Genomic DNA, 18,289 nt, shown 5'->3' with positions numbered 1-18,289 from the left:
TCGACGGTGGGGGTGGGTCATGATCGGGGGATGCGTCTCGAGAGTCCCGGCCTGACCACCGACCTCGACCTGCTGCGGCTGCAGGGGTCGACGGTGACCGACCACGGTGACCACCTCGTCGTGCGGACCGAGGCCAACCCGACCTTCTGGTGGGGCAACTTCGTGCTCGTCCCCACCGCCGCCCACGCCGACGAGGTCGACCGGTGGGTCGCCCGCTTCGAGGAGGAGTTCCCGGACGCCCAGCACCGCGCCGTCGCCTTCGCCCACGACGGCGGCGACACCGACGCCTGGGCTGCGCGTGGCTGGGACGTCGAGGGCGACGTGGACCTCGCCACGACGGAGCTGCCGACGGCCGCGGACGCAGCGGACGGCATACAGCTCCGGGTGCTCACGAGCGACGACGACTGGGAGCAGTCGGCGCAGGTCGGCGCCCGCGACACCCCGGAGGAGCAGCGCGATCCGCGGCTCGTCTTCGAGCGGCGCCGCGTCACGGCCCAGCGCGGGCTCGTCGACTCGGGGCGGGCGCAGTGGTTCGGGGCCTTCGACGGCGACCGGCTCGTGGCACGGCTCGGCATCGTGCGGCTCGGTGACCTCGCGCGTTACCAGGACGTCGTGACGCTCGAGAGCCACCGCCGGCGCGGCCTTGCCGGTGCGCTCGTGCGGGCTGCAGGGGAGTGGGCGTTCGACGATCCCGCCATCGGGCGGCTCGTCATCGTCGCCGAGGACGGCGGCCCGGCCATCGGGCTCTACCAGCGGGCCGGTTTCGCCGAGGTCGCCCGCCACGTCGGCGTCTCGAAGCCCCCGCCTGACGCCGCTTGAACGTCGAGTGCCCACTTTCCGGCGTCGGAAAGTGGGCAATCGACTGTGGGATGTGTCGAGAGATGGGCGGTCGACTGTGGGGTGCGTGTGTCGAAGTGCCCACTCGACGTGGTGGGTTCGGCGGGTTGCGTATGCCGTGTGCCTCAGTCGGCCTTGACGGCGAGGACCTGGCAGCGGGCGTCGAGGAGCAGGCGCTGCGCGGTCGAGCCGAGAAGCAGCTTGCCGACGGCGCTGCGGTGCCGGATGCCGATGACGAGCAGCCGCGGGTGCTCCCGGTCGACGACGTCGAGGATCTGGTCGGCCGGGTCGGTGCCGTGCTCGATGCGTCGCACCTCGTGCGGCACCCCGGACTCGGCGAGGTCGGCGTCGAGCCGGTCGAGGTCGGAGCTGTCGGCGCGGTGCGCGTCGACGAGCTTGTCGTCCCGGCTCATGTTGAGCACGAGCACCGACTCGTCGTGCGCCTTGGCCTCGGCGATGGCGGCGGCGAGGGCGGCCTCGCCCTGCGGGGTGGGGATGTAGCCGACGAGGATCATGCCGCCACCTCGTCCTTGAGCTCGGCCATGAGTCCCTCGCCCGGGCCGCCCTTGCCACCGCGGGCCTTGCGGATCGCCCTGGCGATGAGCGGCCACAGGATCGTGAGCACGATGATGCCGTAGCAGACCCAGGCCACCGGACCGCCCAGCAGGCCGCTGACCTCGCCGTGCGAGAGCTGCAGCGAGCGGCGCAGGTGCAGCTCGGCGATCGGGGCCAGGATGACACCGATGATGAGCGGCAGCACGGGCAGGCCGAAGCGGCGGACCGCGAAGCCGAGCAGGCCGATGCCGAGGAGCAGGTAGAGGTCGAAGGCCTGGCCGTTGACGGCCCACGCACCCATCGTCGCGAAGAAGAGGATGCCCGCGTAGAGGTAGGGCCGCGGGATCTGGAGCAGCTTGGCCCAGAGCGGAGCCATCGGCAGGTTGAGCAGCAGCAGCAGCGTGTTGCCGACGAAGAGGCTGGCCACCAGGGTCCAGACGAGGACCGGCTCCTTCTCGATGAGCAGCGGGCCCGGCTCGAGGCCGCGACCCTGCAGGAAGGTGAGGATGATCGCAGCGGTGGCGTTGGTCGGCAGGCCGATCGCGAGCAGTGGCACGAGAGTGCCGGCGGCGGACGCGTTGTTGGCGGCCTCCGGGCCGGCGACGCCCTCGATGGCGCCGTGCCCGAACTCCTCCGGGTGCTTGGTCAGCTTGCGCTCGGCGACGTAGGACAGGAACGTCGGGACCTCGGCGCCGCCGGCGGGGATGGCGCCGAAGGGGAAGCCGAGGGCGGTGCCGCGCAGCCACGGCTTCCACGAGCGCTTCCAGTCCTGCTTGCCCATCCAGGGCTGGCCCACGGGGATGACGCCGCCGGCCTTGCGCCGCAGGTGGGCGGCGACCCACAGGGCCTCGCCGACCGCGAAGAGCCCGACGGCGACGACGACGATGTCGATGCCGTCGGCGAGCTGCGGGACCCCGAAGGTCATCCGCTGCTGGCCGGTCACCTTGTCGATGCCGATGATGCCGATGGAGAGGCCGACGAGGAGGGCGGCGAAGCCGCGCAGGCGCGAGGACCCGAGCACCATGCTCGCGCCGACGAAGGCCAGCAGGATGATCGCGAAGTACTCGGGTGACCCGAGCTGGACGGCGAACGAGACGACCTGCGGCATGACGAGCACGAGCAGAGCCGTGGCGATGGTGCCGGCGACGAAGGAGCCGATGGCGGCGGTGGCGAGCGCCTGGGCGGCGCGTCCGGCCTTGGCCATCTTGTTGCCCTCGAGGGCGGTGACGACCGACGACGACTCGCCGGGCGTGTTGAGCAGGATGGAGGTGGTCGACCCGCCGTACATGCCGCCGTAGAAGATGCCGGCGAACATGATGAGCGCCTGCGTCGTGTCGAGCGAGAAGGTGATCGGCAGCAGGAGCGCCACGGTCATGGCCGGCCCGATGCCGGGCAGCACGCCGACGGCGGTGCCGACGACGACGCCGATGAACGCGAAGAGCAGGTTCAGCGGCGTCAGGACGTTGACGAACCCGTCGAGGAGGTGGTTGAGGTTGTCCATCAGAGGATTCCTTGGAGGATGCCGGCGGGCAGGTTGACCCCGAGCCCGATGGCGAACGCGTAGAAGGTGCCGAGGGAGATCGCGAGCCCGACGAGAAGGCCACGGATGACGTGGCGGTTGCCGAGCGCATACGCACTGCCCGAGAACAGCAGCGTGCCGGCGATGACCCAGCCGAGCGGCTCCATGAGGGCGGCGCTCACGGCGAAGATGACGACGAGCAGCCCGACGGTCTTCCAGTCGGCCTTCGCGCCGAGGTCGACGTCCTCGCCCTCGTCGGCGGCCCCGACCCCACCGCGGCGGATGTCGACGGCGTAGAGGACCGAGGTGATGAGGAGCAGGATCCCGAGGACGGTCGGGATGACCTTCGGGCCCAGCGAGTCGTTGCTGCTCGCCACGGGGGCGAGCTGGGCGGAGTTGACCAGCAGGACGATGCCGAGGCCGGCGAGGGCCGCGCACATGCCGTACTGCGCGCGGTCCCCGCCCTGGGTCTCGACATCCTGGGCCGCGGTGTCGGTGTGCGTGCGGTCAGGTGTCGTGTCCGTCATGTCAGCTCGTCAGCCCGAGGCCCTTGAGGATGTCGGCCACGTCCTGGTCCTGAGCCTTGAGGAAGGTGCCGAACTGGTCGCCGGTCTCGAAGGCGTCGGTCCAGCCGCGCTTCTCGAGCTCGGCCTTCCACGCGTCCGTGCCGTGCATCTTGGTCAGTGCGTCGACCCACACCTGCTTGTCGCCGGCCGAGATCTCCGGAGGGGCGACGATGCCGCGCCAGTTGGTGAAGGTGAAGTCGATGCCCGACTCCTTGACGGTGGGCACGTCGGGCAGGGCGTCGATGCGCTTCTCGCTCGTGACGGCGAGGACGCGCACGGAGCCCGCCTTGACCTGCTCGAGGAACTCCCCGAACCCGCTCGCGCCGAAGGCGATCTTGTTGCCGAGGATCGCCGGCAGCAGCTCGCCGCCGCCGTCGTAGGAGATGTACGAGACCTTGGTCGGGTCGATGCCGACCGCCTTGGCCAGCTGCATCGGCAGGAGGTGGTCGGGGCCGCCGGGGCTCGAGCCGCCGCCGACGTTGATCTTCGACGGGTCCTTCTTCCACGCGTCGACGAGGCTCTTGAGGTCCTTGTACGGCGAGTCCTTGGAGACGACGACGGCGCCGGCCTCCTCGATGAGCTTGGCGATCGGGGTGGTGTCGTTGAGGGTGGCCTTGCTCTTCTGCGTGTAGGCCGCGCCGACGACGCCGAGACCCATCTGCATGGCGAGCTTGCCGTTGCCCTTCTCGTTGACGACCCGCTGGAGGCCGACGGTGCCGCCGGCGCCCGGCAGGTTGAACACCTGCACGGAGCTGGTCACCTTCTGGCTCTCCATGACCTGGGCCACCGTCCGGGCCGTGGTGTCGTAGCCGCCACCGGGGCTGTTGGGGACCATGATCTGCAGGCCCGTCGCCGGGCCCGCAGCCGCGCCGGTGGAGGCGTCGTCCTTCTTGGCGGTCGCGCCGCACGCCGACAGGGCGAGGGTCCCGACGGCGGCCAGGGCGACGAGGGCGCCGATGCGCCGGCGGGTGGGGACTGCGCTGCTGGTGCCGGAGGTGCCGGGACGGGCAGTGTGGTGAGTACTCATCGTTGAGATCTCTTTCGCGTTCTTGGGCTGGAACGGCATGATCGTGCCCGCGTCCCGGAGCGGTGTCGCCGTTGTGTCACCAATGAAGGTTGAGTTCGTTGTGGTCAAGCAGAGCAGGCGCCGTTTCGGCCGATGGTTCGGCGGGCTGACCCTCACGGGGCAGCTGTTCGCCGTGCAGCTGCTCATTCTGCTCGGCGTGCTCGTGGCGGTCGCCCTCGTCTCGCTGTCGCAGTCGGAGGCGACGTTCACCCGCACGGAGGGGCGCCGGGTGTCGGCCGTCGCCGAGCAGCTCGCGAGCACCCCGATCGTGCGCACCGAGATGTCGCCCGGCGGGGTGCCCAACGTGCTGCCGAGCCTGGTGCAGTCGATCGTGACGCAGTACAACATCACCTCGATGAGCGTCGCCGACGCCGCCGAGGTCGTACGCGTGTCGTCGGACCCGACGCTCGAGCGGGCGCCGATGCCGCTCGGGTCGAGGGCGGTGGCCGACGGGGCGAGCTGGACGGGCGTCATGGAGCTCGGCGGCGAGCGGATGATCGTCGCGCAGAGCCCGCTGCTGTCGGTGCCCGACCCGAGGGTCAAGGAGCCGCAGCTGCCCGTGGGCACGCAGCTCGGCACCGTGATGATCGCAGTGCGTATGCCGTCTGCCTGGGATCGCCTGCTCGGCAACTCCTCGTACCTCCCGACCTATCTCGGCATCGCGCTGGTCCTGGGTGGCGTCGGGTCGTGGCTGCTCGCCCGACGGATCAAGCGGCAGACGCTGGGGCTCGAGCCGGCGGAGATCACCGGACTGGCGGAGAGTCGTGAGGCGATGCTCTTCGGGCTGGCCGAGGGAGTGGTGGCGCTGGACACGAACGAGCGGATCACGTTGGTCAACAACGTCGCCCAACGGCTGCTCGACCTGCCGGAGCACGCGGTGGGGATGCGCCTCGACGACCTGTCGATCGGCCCGCGTCTGCGTGACGTGCTGCGTGGTGTCACCGACGACGGAGCGGACGGGGTGCAGCGCGACCAGGTGGTGCTGCGCCGCGGACGGGTGCTCGTGATGAACCGCATGGAGGTCGCCAAGGACGGTCGGCCGCTCGGGTCGGTGACGACGCTGCGCGACCGGACCGAGCTCGCAGACCTCGAGCGCGAGATCGGCTCGTTCCGAAGCACGACGGAGCTGCTGCGAGCCCAGGCGCACGAGTTCGCCAACCAGCTGCACACCATCTCGGGGCTCATCCAGCTCGGGGAGTACGACGAGGTCGTGGCCTACGTCGACTCGGTGAGCGAGCACCGCGCGCAGCTCGACCTCACCGTCGCGCGGCGCATCCGCGACACGGCGGTGACCGCGCTCGTCATGGCCAAGGCCGCGCAGGCCACCGAGCGCCGGGTCGAGCTGCGGGTCTCGGACGACACGTCGCTCGGGCGCATCGGGGCGCGTGACTCCGCCGACGTCGCAGCGGTGGTCGGCAACCTCGTCGACAACGCCATCGACGCGGCGGCCTCGTCCGAGGGCGACGACAAGTGGGTGGAGCTGACGATCCGCCAGGACGCGAGCTCGCTCGAGGTGAGCGTCGTCGACTCGGGGCCGGGCATCGCGCCCGAGCTCGTCACCGAGGTCTTCACCCACGGCTACACCACCAAGGCCGCGCGTGCCGGCGAGCGCGGCATCGGGCTGGCGCTGACGCGCCTCATCTGCCAGCGTCGGGGCGGCGAGGTCGAGGTCGAGAACACCCCGACGGGTGCGAAGTTCGTCGCCCGGCTCACGGTCGAGGCGGGGTCGGGCGCCGGTACGGGTTCGACGGATGACTCGACCGACTCGCCGACTGATTCCGTTGCGGCCGTGGAGGAGAAGCGATGACCCGGGTGCTCGTCGTCGACGACGACTTCATGGTGGCGCGCATCCACCGCGGCTTCGTCGAGCGCGTCGCGGGCTTCGAGGTCATCGGCACCGCCCGCACGGGGGACGAGGCGCTCGCGCTCGTCGCCGAGCTGAAGCCCGATCTCGTGCTGCTCGACCTCTACCTGCCGGACGCCTTCGGGCTCGACGTCGTCGCGCGGCTGCGGGCGGCGGGCGAGACGTGCGACGCCCTCGTCATCACCGCGGCCAAGGAGGCCGACGCCGTGCGCGGAGCTCTGCGCCAGGGCGTCGTCGGCTACCTCCTCAAGCCGTTCGCCTTCGCCGACCTCGAGCAGCGCCTGCTGACGTATGCCGCCGAGCGGGCACGCGACCTCGGTGACGACCTGACACAGGCCGAGATCGACGCCGCCTTCACGTCGTCGCAGCCCGTCGGGCGAGGACCCGTCGCGGCGCTGCCGAAGGGACTCAGCGCCGAGACGGCCGAGGCCGTGGAGCGCGCGCTGCGGGAGTCCGGCGAGTCGCGCGAGACGCTGTCGGCGACGGAATGCGCTGAGGTCGTAGGGATCTCACGCGTTAGTGCGCGCCGCTACCTCGAGCACTTCGTCTCGTTCGGGCGGGCCGAGGTGACGCTCCGCTACGGCTCGACCGGTCGCCCGGAGCGCCGCTACCGCTGGCTCTGAACCCGGCCACCAGCGTGACTGCGCGGGTCTCGGGGAGGGGGCACACGGCATACGCCACAGGGAGATTCGTGGAGAAGTGCGGCCCGCCGACCTCAGGGGAAGGTCGGCGGGCCGCTGCGGACGGCCGACCACAGGGGAAGATCGGCGGGCCGCGTCGCAGGCACCCTCGGGTGCAGCTCGGGGTGGGCGGTCAGCCCAGATGGGCGGCGTCGAGCGCCGACTGGAGGCTCTGCTGGTAGGCCTCGCTCGTGTAGGTGGCGCCGCTGACGACGTCGATCTTGGCCGACTGAGCAGCGAGGGCCTCGCGGCGCAGCGTTGGCGCGGCGCCGGCGCTGATCGACACCGACGTGCCGGAGCTGTCGGTCAGCTGCAGCGCGTGGACGTTGGTGATCTTCGTGCCCGTGAAGCTGACCCGGACCTGGACGGAGCCGTACTGCGTGCCGACGACGGCGCCGTCGACCGTGCCCGAGCGGGGCGCCGCGGCGGGAGCCTTGGAGGCCTTGCCGCCGGACGAACTCTTGGAGCTGCCCTTGCTGCTCGTGCTCGTCGAGCTGCCGGACGGCTGGGGCGGGGCGGCTGCGACGGGCGTGCCGGCCTTGGCGCCGGACAGGACGTGGACGCCGGTGACGGCGGCGTGCTTGGGCGTCAGGCCCGAGGCCCAGGACGCGCCGATGGTGACGACGCCGGCCAGGCCGACGAGGGCGGTCGTTGCCTTCCTCACCAGGAGAACCTCTCGTCGTGGATGTGGGACTTGGGGATGCCGCCCTCGAGGAGGCTGCGGTGGACGAGGTTCATCCAGCCGCCGGGGCCGCAGAGGTAGGCCTCGTGGCGGCGCAGGTCGGGGACGAGCTCGGCGAGCCGCTCGGCGTCGGGGACGGGCTGACCGCCGGAGTGGCCGAGGGAGTGGTCGGGCGGCAGCCACGAACCGTTGACGGGCGGGCCGACGAGCAGGAGCAGCTTGTGGCCACCGACATTCGTCAGGTGCTCGAGCTCGTCACGCAGGGCCAGCTGCGACACGTCGTTGGCGCGGTAGACGACGGTGACGTCGCCGGGGCCGGCGTGGCCGTGGCGCACGAGCTCCTCGAGGATCGAGCGGACCGGAGTGACCCCGATGCCGGCGGCGAGGAGCAGGACGCGACGGCGGACGCGCTGGCGGGAGGTGAAGGCGCCGTAGGGGCCCTCGAAGAGCACGCGGGTGCCGGGGCGCAGGTGGGCCAGGCGGCTCGAGTGGTCGCCGAGCTCGCGGACCGTGATGCGCAGGTGGCGGCCGTCGGGCGCGCTCGAGATCGACCACGGGTGCGCGGTCGCGAGCAGGCGCGGGCTGACGAAGCGCCAGTTGAGGTACTGCCCCGCGCGGACCGGGAGCTTGTCGAGGTGGCGGCCCTTCATCCACACCGACCACACGCCGGGGGCCTCCTCGACGAGGTCGGTGACGCGCAGCTGGTGACGCAGGCTGCGGGCGACGGGGACGAGCAGGCGCCACCAGAGGACGCTGGCCGCGACGAGCACGAAGAGGGTCCACCAGTAGGTCCGAACCCACTGCGACGCAGTGAATTCCGACCCGATCGAGAGCTCGTGCGGCACGGCGAGGACGACGGCGGCATACGAGGTCAGGTGCACGAGGTGCCACCACTCGTAGGACAGGCGGCGTCGGGCGATGCTGACGGAGGTCACGGCGATGACGACGAGCAGGGCGGTCGCGATGAAGGCGAAGAGCAGGTCGCTGCCGCCGGTGAGCAGGCGGAAGCTCTCGACGACCGGGGCGAACGGGCCGTGCAGCTCGTCGCGGGCGGCGTAGCCGAGGACGATGGCCCCGACGTGCACGAGCACGAGCGGCACGGTGATGCGTCCGAGGATGCGGTGCGCCTTGAGCGCGCGGTCCATCCCGTAGACGCGGTCGATCCACGGCACGCGGGCGGCGAGGAGCAGCTGGATGAGCAGCAGGTCCATCGCGACGAGGCCGGTGAGGCGCCCGACGGCGATGAGCGTTGTGCTGCTCGGGCCGGCGACGAGGTCGTGGCTGCCGCCGCCGAGGAGGAACTGCGCCATGACGGCGAGCAGGCTCGCGATGGCGAGGGACTCGAGGAGGTCGCCCGTGCGGGCCTGCCAGCGGCGGAAGTCCGCGCCGGCACGCAGGGCTCGACGGACCCGGCTCGGGGTCCCACGGTGTGGTGCGATGGTGGTGCTCACATAGACGATGGTGCTCAGGTGATCTCAGAAAGTTATGAGACGTGCGAAGGAGAGTTGCGGCATGACCGTTCCGTCGCTGCGCCCGCGGCTGCTGCTCGTCGAGGACGACCCCGACCTGTCGCAGATGCTCGCCGAGCTGCTCGACGAGGAGGGGTATGCCGTGACGGCCGTTCGCGACGGACAGGCCGGCCTGCACCGTGGCCTGGTCGACGAGTGGGACGTGCTCGTCGTCGACCGTGGCCTGCCGGGGATCGAGGGCGTCGACCTGGTGACGCGGCTGCGCTCGCGGGGGATGGCGGCGCCGGTGCTCTTCCTCACCGCGCGGGGGACCGTGGCGGACCGGGTCGAGGGGCTCGACGCGGGGGCGCAGGACTACGTCGTCAAGCCGTTCGACGTCGAGGAGGTGCTCGCGCGGCTGCGGGCGCTGCTGCGGCCGGTGGGTGGGGCTGCGGGGGAGCTCGTCGTCGGGTCGCGACGGCTCGTCGTCGGGGAGCAGCGGCTCGTCGGTGACGACGGCGAGGTCATGCTCTCGGGGCGTGAGGCGCGGCTGCTGGAGGTGCTGGCGCGCCGCCCGACGCGGGTCTTCACGCGGGACGAGCTGCTCGATGCGGCCTTCGACAACGCCGACACGCTCGGTGCCGTCGACACGTACGTCTACTACCTGCGCCGCAAGCTCGGGAAGTCGGTCATCGACACGGTGCACGGCGTGGGTTACCGCCTCGGTGCCTCGTCGTGAGGTGGCCCTGGACGGATCGGTTTCGGGCTGAAGCGGATCCGCTGCGGCAGGCGTCGCGGTCGGTGGCGCTACGGGTCGGCGCGACGACGGCGCTCGTCGTGCTGCTCGCCATCATCGGCACTGCCGTGCTCTTCGACCGGCAGCAGCTGGGTGAGATCCGCGGGCGCACCGAGACGGCGGCGCGGACGGCCGACGACGTCGTCGACGCGCCGCCCGGCACGTGGCTGGTCAAGCTGACGGAGTCCGGTCACGAGGTGACCCGCTCGATGCCGGCCGACCTTGCTGCGGCCGCGCTGGGGGTCGGTCCCGACGTCACCGGGCAGACGAGCCTCACCGCCGACGGGCGGTCGTGGCCCGCGTGGGCCGACCAGCGCGACGGCGTCACGTACGTCGCCGTCTATGACATCCGGCTGCACACCGGTGAGGAGCAGCGGCTGCTCGTGTCGACGATCGCCGCGGGCGTGGTGGGCGTGCTGCTCGCCGCGCTGACAGGCCTGCTCGCGGGGCGCCGGGCCGTCCGGCCGCTCGGCGAGGCGATGGAGCTGCAGCGACAGTTCGTCGCCGACGCCTCGCACGAGCTGCGCACGCCTCTCGCCGTCATCAGCACGCGCGCGCAGCTGCTGCGCCGGCACGTCGCGGCCGATGCCGTCGGCGGGGGAGACGGGACGGTGGCCGCGCGCCGCCTGGCCGAGGTCGACCAGCTCGTCCACGACACCCAGGCCATGGCCGACGTCGTCTCGGACCTGCTGCTCTCGGCGCAGCTCGAGCACGTCGACGAGGTAGCCGAGCGGGTCGACCTAGGGGCGCTCGCGTCCGAGGTTGTTACATCGCTGAGGCCGTATGCCGCCGAGCGCGGCGTGACGCTCGTCGACGAGAGCGCTGGTGCTGCGGGTGGTGGCGGCTCGTGCGTCGTGGACGGCGTCGGTCCGAGCCTGCGACGGTCGGTGCTGGCTCTTGTCGACAACGCGATCTCGCACTCCGACAAGGGGTCCCAGGTGGAGGTGCGGTCGTCGATGGCGGGCGGCGAGGTGCGGGTCGACGTCGTCGACCACGGCCATGGCGTCGACGTCGAGGACGTCGAACGGCTGAGCCGGCGCTTCTCCCGCGGCGACGGGGCATCCGGCGGTCGACGCGTCGGCCTCGGGCTCGCGCTCGTGACCCAGATCGTCCGCTCGCACGGCGGCCGGCTCGGGGTCGCCGAGACGCCCGGTGGGGGAGCGACCTTCACCCTGCTCCTGCCGGCTGCCGTCGAGCGCTGAGGACCGCACGGGGCCAAGGGTCCTGGGCTCGACGGTGCGGAGACAGAAGAGCGGGCGCACCGTCAACTCGTGGTGCGCCCGCTCTCGGTTGACCGTCAGCTCATCGGAGACCGATGTTGACGTAGTAGGTCTGGCCGTCGTCGAGGCTCACACCCACCCGCCAGTAGCTGCCGGCCATGGTCTTGTCGGTCTTCCAGTTGTACTGGTACTGCGCGCCGTCCCAGCTGTACGTCCCGCCCACCGTCTCTGCGGCCGTGTAGGCCGACTCGTTGACCGCTGCGGACGTGGCCCCGCCCTTGACCGGGTTCAGCCACTTCGGAGCGCTGCCGGCCTGGATGACCTGACCAGCGGCGTTCTTGAGCTGGAACTTCATCGGGATGTTCTGGCCGGCGTTGAAGACGCTGGTGGCCAGGCCCGTCTGGTGCGCAGTGTCGTTGACCGGCTGGAGGAACAGCGTGGTGCCGTAGCCGTAGACCACCGTGTAGGTCGCCTTCACCGTTCCCACGTTGCCCGCCTTGTCGGTGGCCGTCGCCGTGTAGGTGAAGGTGCCCACGCCGTTGGCCATGCCGCCGGTCTTGGTGACCGTCGGTGAACCCACGACCCCGCTCGTCGCGTCCGTGGCGTTTGCCGTGGCAGCCGGGACGGCGCCGAGGGTGTACTTAGCTCCGTCCGTGACCCCGCCGATGGTGACGACTGGTGCGACGGTGTCGATGTTGATCCCGCCGACGGTGGTCGCGCCCTTGTTGCCGGCGTTGTCGACTGCCGTGCCCGTGGCCGTGTTCGTGCCCTGGGCCGAGAGCGTCACGTCGGGCTGGCAGTTGGCGATGCCGCTGACCGCGTCCTTGCAGTCGAAGTGCACGGTCACTGGAGCGTTGTACCAGCCAGCCGCGTTCGGGCTCGTGGTCGCCTTGCCGGTGATCGTCGGCGCCGTCTTGTCGACGAGGACCGTCACTGTCGTGGCCGTCTCGGCGTTGCCGGCCTTGTCGACGCTCCAGAAGGCGACCTGGTGGGTGCCCTCGCTGGTGACGCTGACCGTGTTGCCGGCCTGCTGCGCGCCGCCGTCGACCGTGTAGTACGTGCCCGCCACGCCCGACAGGTTGTCGGTCGCGCTGAGCTTCACCGTGACGTCGGCACTCTGCCAGTTGCTGGGTGCGGCGGCGTCTGTGCTCGGGGCGTGCCGGTCGATCTTGATGCCCTTGACCGTGGCGCTCGCCGTGTTGCCGGCCTTGTCGCTCACCGAGGCGCTGGTCGACAGGGCGTCGCCCTCGCTGGTGATCGTGCTGTTGGCCGGAGCGGCTCCGTCGATGCCCGAGAGGGCGTCGGCGGCGGTCCACGTCACGGTGACGTCGCCCCCGTACCAGCCGTTGTCGTTCGGGCCGCTGGTGGCGGCGCCGCTCAGGGTGGGGTCGGTCTTGTCGACGTTGATGCCGGTGATGGCGAAGGTGTCGCTGGGGTTGTCCGCGGCGTCGGTGGCGGTGCCACCGGCGCTCTGGTTCTCGCCCTCGCCCAGCGTCTTGGCGGCGGGGCAGGACAGGACGCCGGAAAGGCCGTCCTGGTCAGCGCAGGTGAACGTCGCGGTGACGTCCGCCTTGAACCAGCCCCTGGCGTTTGCCTCGGCCGACAGGCTGCCGGTGAGGGTGGGCTTGGACTTGTCGACGTTGACAGTGGTCTGGTCGGTGGCCGAGTTGCCAGCCTTGTCGGTGGCCTTGCCCTCGACCTTCTGCGCCACGCCCTCACCCTTGGTGACGGGGGCCGTGCAGCTGGCAATGCCGGATCCGCTGTCGGTGCAGGTGAAGGTCACCGTCACGTCGCTGTTGTTCCAGCTGCGCGAGTTGGCCGCCGGTGCCTGCTTGTGGCTGATACCGGGCGCCGTCTTGTCGATCTTGACGGTCACGTTCTGCTGCGCCTCGACGTTGCCGGCGACGTCCACGCTCCACACCTGGAGGGTGTGAACGCCCTCGGTGTCGATCCTGACGCTGGTGCCGGTACCGACGGGGTCCTTGTCGAGCTGGAAGTGCGTCGCGGCGACACCGGACAGGTTGTCCCCCGCGGTGAGCTTCACCGTGACGGCACTGTTGCTCCAGTCCGAGATGCCGGAGACCGTGGTGCTCGGGGCGTGGCGGTCGATCTGGACCGGGGCGCTCTTTGCGGAGGTCTCGTTGCCGGCGAGGTCACGGACCGAGGTGCCGGCAGTGAGGCCGGTTCCCTCACCGTCGATGGTGCTGTCGGCGGGGGCCACGCCGTCGAGGCCCGAGAGGGCATCTGCAGCGGTCCACCGGATCGTGACGTCGTCCTTGTACCAGCCGTCCGTGCCCGGGTTCGGCTCGGTGGTAGCAGCGCCGCTCAGCGTCGGCGCCGTCTTGTCGATGTTGATCGGCCCGACGGTGGTGCTGTCGCTGTTGCCCGCCGCGTCAGTCGCGGTGCCCTTGACGGACTGTGCCCTGCCCTCACCCAGAGTCACGGGAGAGGAGCAGTCCGCGATGCCCGAGCGATCGTCGTCGCAGCCGAAGCCGACGGTCACGTTCCCGGCATACCAGTCGTTGAGGTTCGCCTTTCGGTCAGGCGCACCGGTGATGGTGGGCTTGACGGTGTCGATGCTGACCGTGGCGTTGTCGACGTGCGTGTTGCCTGCGTTGTCGACAGCGGTGCCGGGGACTGCCTGGTCCTGGCCGTCGGTCGAGACCTTCGCGTCGTCCGGGCAGCTGGCCACTCCGGAGAGGTCGTCGTCGCACGTGTAGGCGACGGTTACCGGCGTCTTGTTCCAGCCCTTCACGTTCGGGGCCGGGGAGACGGTGTGGCCGATGGTCGGCTCGGTGAGGTCGATCTTGACCGTGGCGGACTTGGCCTCCTCGACGTTGCCAGCCTCGTCAACGCTCCAGTACTTCAGGGTGTGGATCCCCGCGGCGCTGATGGTCACAGACGTGCCCTTCAGGCCGTCGTGACCGTCGACCTGGTAGTAGGTCGCGTCGAGGCCCGAGAGCCCGTCGCTCCCGTCGAGACTCACCGTGACGGCGGTGTTGTTCCAGCCTGTCGGCGCGTTGGCGCCGGTGACCGGGGCGTGGCGGTCGATCTTGACCGCGGCGCTCGACGCCTTGGCCTCGTTGCCGGCCCGGTCCGTAACGCTTGCCGATGCGATGAGGGCCTTGCCCTCTCCGGTGATCAGCGTGTCTGCCGGGCTTGCGCCAGCCGGGATGCCGGACAGCTCGTCGGACGACGTCCACGCGACGCGGACGTCACCGCGGTACCAGCCTTTCGTGTTGGGGGAGGACGTCGGTTCGCCGCGCAGCGACGGTGCCGTCTTGTCGACCCGGATGTCGCTGACGGTTGCGGTGGCATCATTGCCGGCCGCGTCGACCGCGGTGCCCGTCACGGACTGGTCGTCGCCCTCACCCAGCGTGGAGTCGCCGGTGACGCTGTCGATGCCCGAGAGGGTGTCTCCGCCCTTGAAGTGCACCTTGACGTCGGTGTAGTTCCAGCCGAGGTCGTTGGCGTCCGGGGTCCGGGAGCCGGTGATGGTCGGCTTGGTCTTGTCCAGGCTCACCGTTGCCGGGTCGGTCGCGGTGTTGCCGGCCTCGTCCGTGGCGGTGCCGGTGACCGGCTGGTCCTTGCCCTCCTTGGTGACCGTCTGGGGAGCGGTGCAGCTGGCGATGCCCGACAGGTTCACCTGGTCGTCGCAGGTGAAGGTGACGGTGACGTCGAGGTTGTTCCAGCCGTTCTTGTTCGCCTCCGGGGAGAGCGTGTGGGTGATGGTCGGGTTGCTCTTGTCGATCTGAACCGTGACGGTCTTCGCCTTCTCGACGTTGCCCGCCTGGTCGGTGCTGAAGTAGGAGAGGGTGTGCGCCCCCTCGGAGTCCAGCTTGACGGTGGTGCCGGTCTGCTCGCTGCCGCCGTCGAGGCTGTAGTGCGTCGCGGCCACACCGGACAGGGCGTCGTGCGGCGTCAGGGTCACATCGACGCTGCTGTTGACCCAGCCGCTCGGGGCCGAGACGTCGGTGTTCGGCGCGGTCTTGTCGATCTTGACCGGGGCGCTCGTGGCCGACGTGGTGTTGCCGGCCCTGTCCGAGATGGTGGCGGAGACGGTCTGCCCCCTGCCCTCGGTCTCGATGACGGCGTTCGGGGGCACGTCGCCCGCGAGGCCCGAGAGGACGTCGTCGGCGGCCCAGACCTGGGTGACGCTCCGGTTGTACCAACCCTCGCCGTTCGGCAGCTCGGTCGGGGCGGCGCTCAGGTTCGGCGCCGTCTTGTCGATGTTGATGCCGCTGACTGTCGTGGCGGCCGTGTTGCCGGCGTTGTCGGTGGCGGTGCCCTCGACCGACTGGTCCGCGCCCTCGCCGAGGCGCTGCGGGCCGGTGACGGTCTCGATGCCGGACAGGCCGTCCTTGCCGTCGAAGGAGACGGTGACGTCGTCGTCGTACCAGTCGGCGGGGTTGGCAGCGCGATCCGGACCGCCCATGATGGTCGGGGCCGTCGTGTCGATGTTGACGGTGGCTGTCGCGGAAGTGCTATTGCCGGCGTTGTCGGTCGCCGTGCCCTTCGCCTGCTGCGCCTTGCCGTCGGTCGACATGTTCACCGGTGGCGTGCAGTCCTTGAGACCGGACAGGTCGGTCTGGTCCTCGCACGCGAAGCTGACCGCGACGCCGGTGTTGTTCCAGCCGTGGGTGTTCGGTCCCGGGGACTGGTTCGGCGTGATGCTGGGGGACGACAGGTCCACCTTGACGGTGAACGACCCGGCGTCCTCCTTGTTGCCGGCGTTGTCCACTGACCAGTAGCTCACCGTGTGCACGCCCTGGGCGCCGACGGTCACGCTGTTGCCCTTGGTGGGCGTCGGGGCGCCGTCGACCGCGTAGTAGGTGCTGTCGATGTCGGAGAGGTTGTCGCTGGCAGCGAGTCCGACGGTCACTGGGCCGTTCACCCAGCCGCCGGGCACGCCGGTCGCCTTGGTGCTCGGGGCGGTGCGGTCGATCTTGATGCCGTCGACGATGGCGTATGCCGTGTGGCCGGCCTGGTCGGTCACCGACGCGGAGGCGGAGCGGTTGGAGCCCTCGCCCGAGACGACCGTGTCGACGGGGCAGGCGACGACGCCGGACAGGTTGTCGTCACACGTCCAGTGGACGGTGACGTTCCCTGCGAACCAGCCGTTGGCGTTCGGCGTGCCGACGACCGTGCCGGTGATGGTCGGGGCTGTCTGGTCGACGTTGACCTTGCCTGTGGTGACCGAGGCGCTGTTGCCGGCGGTGTCGGTGGCGGTGGCAGTGGCCGTCTGGTTCGCGCCCTCGCCGAAGGTGTGCGCCTTGTCCTGGGTCTTGACGCCGGAGAGCGAGTCGCTCGCGGTGAAGGTCGCGGTGACGTCGTCGCCGTACCAGCCGTTGGCGTTCGGCGTCGGGAGGGCGTCGACGGTGATGGCGGGCTTGGTCTTGTCGATGCTGACCAGGGCCGGGTCGGTCGCGGAGTTGCCCGCGTTGTCCGTGGCGGTTCCCGTGACCTTCTGGGCCGCGCCCTCGGTGCTGACGGCCTGGGGCGTGGTGCAGCTCGCGATGCCGGAGACCGAGTCGGAGCAGGCGAAGGTCACCGTGACGTCGCTCTTGTTCCAGCCGTCGCCGTTCGCGGCCGGGTCCTGGGTGTGACCGATCGTCGGCGAGGTCTTGTCGATGCCGAAGCTGACCGTCTTCGTAGCCTCGGTGTTGCCGGCGACGTCGGTGCTCCAGAACTTCAGTGTGTGGTTGCCCTCGGCGGTGACCGGGACGCTGGTGCCGGCGGTCTGCGCGCCGCCGTCCAGCTGGTAGAAGGTCTTGTCGACGCCCGAGAGGCCGTCGTTGGCGACCAGGGTCAGCGTCACGTCGCTCTTGTTCCAGGCCGGCGGAGCCGTGACCGTGGTGTTCGGGGCCGTGCGGTCGATCTTGACCGCTGCGCTCTGCGCGTTCGTCGAGTTGCCGGCCTTGTCCGTCGCGGTGGCGCTCGCGGTCAGCGCAGCGCCCTCACCGGTGATGGTGCTGTTCGCCGGGTTGGTCGTGCCCGAGAGGGTGTCGGTCGCGGTCCACGCCACGGTGACGTCGCCCGTGTACCAGCCCTGACTGTTCGGGTCGGTCGTCGGCTTGCCCGAGAGGGTCGGTGCGACCTTGTCGATGTTGATACCGCCGACCGTCGTGCTCGCGGTGTTGTCGGCGTTGTCGGTGACCGTGCCGGTGACCGACTGGTTCGCGCCGTCCGGGCTCAGAGTGACGGGGGACGTCGAGGACTTCACGCCCGAGGTGGCGTCGCTCGGCGTGAACGAGACGGTGACGGGTGTGTTGTTCCAGCCGTTGGCGTTCGCAGCCGGCGTGCGGGAGCCGACGATGGTCGGGGCAGTCTTGTCGAGGTTGACCACGACGGAGCCCGAGCCGATGTTGCCGACGTTGTCAGTGACGGTGGTTGTCTTGGTGACGGTGCCGTCAGTGTTGACCGTATCCGTGGTGGGGCTGACGGCCTTGACGCCGGAGCCGTCGCCGTCTGAGCCGGTCCACGTCACCGTGACGTCGGCCTTGTTCCAGCCCGCGCCGTTGGGTGCCGGGGAGACCACCCCCGATGCTGTCGGGGCTGTGTTGTCGAGCGTGTAGGAGGCCGCCTGCACGCCGAAGTTCTCATTCTGGTTGGCAACGCACTTGCCCTGGCCGTTGACATTGCGCCACGCCTTCGTCGTGTAGGACACGACTCCGCTGCCCGTGCTCGCCGTCAGCCATGGATAGGCCGATCCGCTGAAAGTCCAGGTATTGCTGTTGCCGCCCGACTTGGTCGCGATGGTGTCACCGTTACCGTCGATGACGTCCACGCACCGCGTGTTCCCGTCGGTGTTGACCGTCAGCGTCAGGGCAGCGCCCTGCTTGGCGTAGACCGTGCCGTTGGGCGCGGTGTAGGTGCCGGCTCCGCCGCTGAAGCCGGCGGACGTGACGGACGCCGCCTGGGCGGCAACGCTCGACCCTGCGGCCAGGAGCGTGATGGTGGCAGCCGTGGCACTGAGCAGACGGCGTGAAGACATGGTGGTTCCTCCCCTTTGGACGTCGACCGACTTCGGCCCCCGCGAGTCGACGTGGCCAAACG

Annotated in this window: 12 protein-coding genes; 5 read left to right on the top strand and 7 right to left on the bottom strand. The window is 70.5% G+C overall.

The genetic code is table 11. The annotated features are described in order from the left end of the window. Window positions 1-30 precede the first annotated feature (30 nt). Entirely contained in the window at window positions 31-819 is a 789-nt protein-coding gene (locus IEY30_RS20940) for a GNAT family N-acetyltransferase (protein ID WP_030203555.1), read from the top strand. A 143-nt stretch (window positions 820-962) separates the two neighbouring features. On the opposite strand, the gene IEY30_RS20935 is transcribed toward IEY30_RS20940, so the two are convergent. From IEY30_RS20935 to IEY30_RS20920, 4 genes are read right to left on the bottom strand one after another with little or no spacing between them, the layout of a single operon-like run. After that, complete coding sequence (locus tag IEY30_RS20935; protein ID WP_030203553.1) at window positions 963-1,352, bottom strand: universal stress protein; 390 nt, start codon at window positions 1,350-1,352, stop codon at window positions 963-965. Beyond that, window positions 1,349-2,893, bottom strand: a complete 1,545-nt coding sequence (locus IEY30_RS20930) for a tripartite tricarboxylate transporter permease (protein WP_030203550.1) — start codon at window positions 2,891-2,893, stop codon at window positions 1,349-1,351. The genes IEY30_RS20935 and IEY30_RS20930 overlap by 4 nt, the downstream gene beginning before the upstream one ends. Next, window positions 2,893-3,438 (bottom strand): tripartite tricarboxylate transporter TctB family protein, encoded by a 546-nt coding sequence (locus IEY30_RS20925; protein ID WP_030203547.1) that lies wholly within the window; start codon window positions 3,436-3,438, stop codon window positions 2,893-2,895. The genes IEY30_RS20930 and IEY30_RS20925 overlap by 1 nt, the downstream gene beginning before the upstream one ends. A 1-nt stretch (window position 3,439) precedes the next feature. Further along, window positions 3,440-4,504 carry a Bug family tripartite tricarboxylate transporter substrate binding protein gene (locus tag IEY30_RS20920; protein ID WP_081920691.1) on the bottom strand — a complete coding sequence of 355 codons (1,065 nt, stop codon included), beginning with the start codon at window positions 4,502-4,504 and terminating at the stop codon, window positions 3,440-3,442. Window positions 4,505-4,604: 100 nt separating this feature from the next. On the opposite strand from IEY30_RS20920, the gene IEY30_RS20915 reads away from it, so the two are divergent. Both IEY30_RS20915 and IEY30_RS20910 read left to right on the top strand, forming a co-directional pair. Then, complete coding sequence (locus IEY30_RS20915; protein WP_229675131.1) at window positions 4,605-6,350, top strand: sensor histidine kinase; 1,746 nt, start codon at window positions 4,605-4,607, stop codon at window positions 6,348-6,350. Next, the gene (locus IEY30_RS20910; protein ID WP_030203540.1) at window positions 6,347-7,030 is read left to right on the top strand and encodes a response regulator; all 684 of its coding nucleotides are present in this window, start codon (window positions 6,347-6,349) and stop codon (window positions 7,028-7,030) included. Before IEY30_RS20915 ends, IEY30_RS20910 begins: the two co-directional genes overlap by 4 nt. Before the next feature lie 190 nt (window positions 7,031-7,220). On the opposite strand, the gene IEY30_RS20905 is transcribed toward IEY30_RS20910, so the two are convergent. Together IEY30_RS20905 and IEY30_RS20900 are read right to left on the bottom strand one after the other, a co-directional pair. Further along, on the bottom strand, window positions 7,221-7,751 hold the full coding sequence (locus IEY30_RS20905; protein WP_030203537.1) for an FMN-binding protein: 531 nt from the start codon (window positions 7,749-7,751) through the stop codon (window positions 7,221-7,223). Beyond that, complete coding sequence (locus IEY30_RS20900) at window positions 7,748-9,220, bottom strand: ferredoxin reductase family protein (protein WP_030203534.1); 1,473 nt, start codon at window positions 9,218-9,220, stop codon at window positions 7,748-7,750. Before IEY30_RS20900 ends, IEY30_RS20905 begins: the two co-directional genes overlap by 4 nt. A gap of 61 nt (window positions 9,221-9,281) precedes the next feature. Here IEY30_RS20900 and IEY30_RS20895 point away from each other — a divergent pair, with 61 nt between their 5' ends. Both IEY30_RS20895 and IEY30_RS20890 read left to right on the top strand, forming a co-directional pair. Further along, the gene (locus tag IEY30_RS20895) at window positions 9,282-9,956 is read left to right on the top strand and encodes a response regulator transcription factor (RefSeq protein ID WP_030203532.1); all 675 of its coding nucleotides are present in this window, start codon (window positions 9,282-9,284) and stop codon (window positions 9,954-9,956) included. Window positions 9,957-10,018: 62 nt separating this feature from the next. Next, entirely contained in the window at window positions 10,019-11,215 is a 1,197-nt protein-coding gene (locus IEY30_RS20890; protein WP_229675130.1) for a sensor histidine kinase, read from the top strand. Window positions 11,216-11,315: 100 nt separating this feature from the next. Here the strand turns inward: IEY30_RS20890 and IEY30_RS20885 are convergent, their stop codons facing one another. Continuing rightward, the gene (locus IEY30_RS20885) at window positions 11,316-18,227 is read right to left on the bottom strand and encodes an OmpL47-type beta-barrel domain-containing protein (RefSeq protein WP_030203526.1); all 6,912 of its coding nucleotides are present in this window, start codon (window positions 18,225-18,227) and stop codon (window positions 11,316-11,318) included. Window positions 18,228-18,289: the final 62 nt, after the last annotated feature.

The sequence above is a fragment of the Terrabacter tumescens genome, assembly GCF_014646815.1.
Taxonomy (GTDB): Bacteria; Actinomycetota; Actinomycetes; order Actinomycetales; family Dermatophilaceae; genus Terrabacter; species Terrabacter tumescens.
This window is presented reverse-complemented; position numbering and strand designations above follow the sequence as displayed.

Coding starts and splice junctions, on each gene's coding strand:
- IEY30_RS20935 (WP_030203553.1), bottom strand. CDS start 1,352: ATGATCCTCGTCGGCTACATCCCCACCCCGCAGGGCGAGGCCGCCCTC.
- IEY30_RS20910 (WP_030203540.1), top strand. CDS start 6,347: ATGACCCGGGTGCTCGTCGTCGACGACGACTTCATGGTGGCGCGCATC.
- IEY30_RS20895 (WP_030203532.1), top strand. CDS start 9,282: ATGACCGTTCCGTCGCTGCGCCCGCGGCTGCTGCTCGTCGAGGACGAC.
- IEY30_RS20930 (WP_030203550.1), bottom strand. CDS start 2,893: ATGGACAACCTCAACCACCTCCTCGACGGGTTCGTCAACGTCCTGACG.
- IEY30_RS20885 (WP_030203526.1), bottom strand. CDS start 18,227: ATGTCTTCACGCCGTCTGCTCAGTGCCACGGCTGCCACCATCACGCTC.
- IEY30_RS20940 (WP_030203555.1), top strand. CDS start 31: ATGCGTCTCGAGAGTCCCGGCCTGACCACCGACCTCGACCTGCTGCGG.
- IEY30_RS20920 (WP_081920691.1), bottom strand. CDS start 4,504: ATGAGTACTCACCACACTGCCCGTCCCGGCACCTCCGGCACCAGCAGC.
- IEY30_RS20925 (WP_030203547.1), bottom strand. CDS start 3,438: ATGACGGACACGACACCTGACCGCACGCACACCGACACCGCGGCCCAG.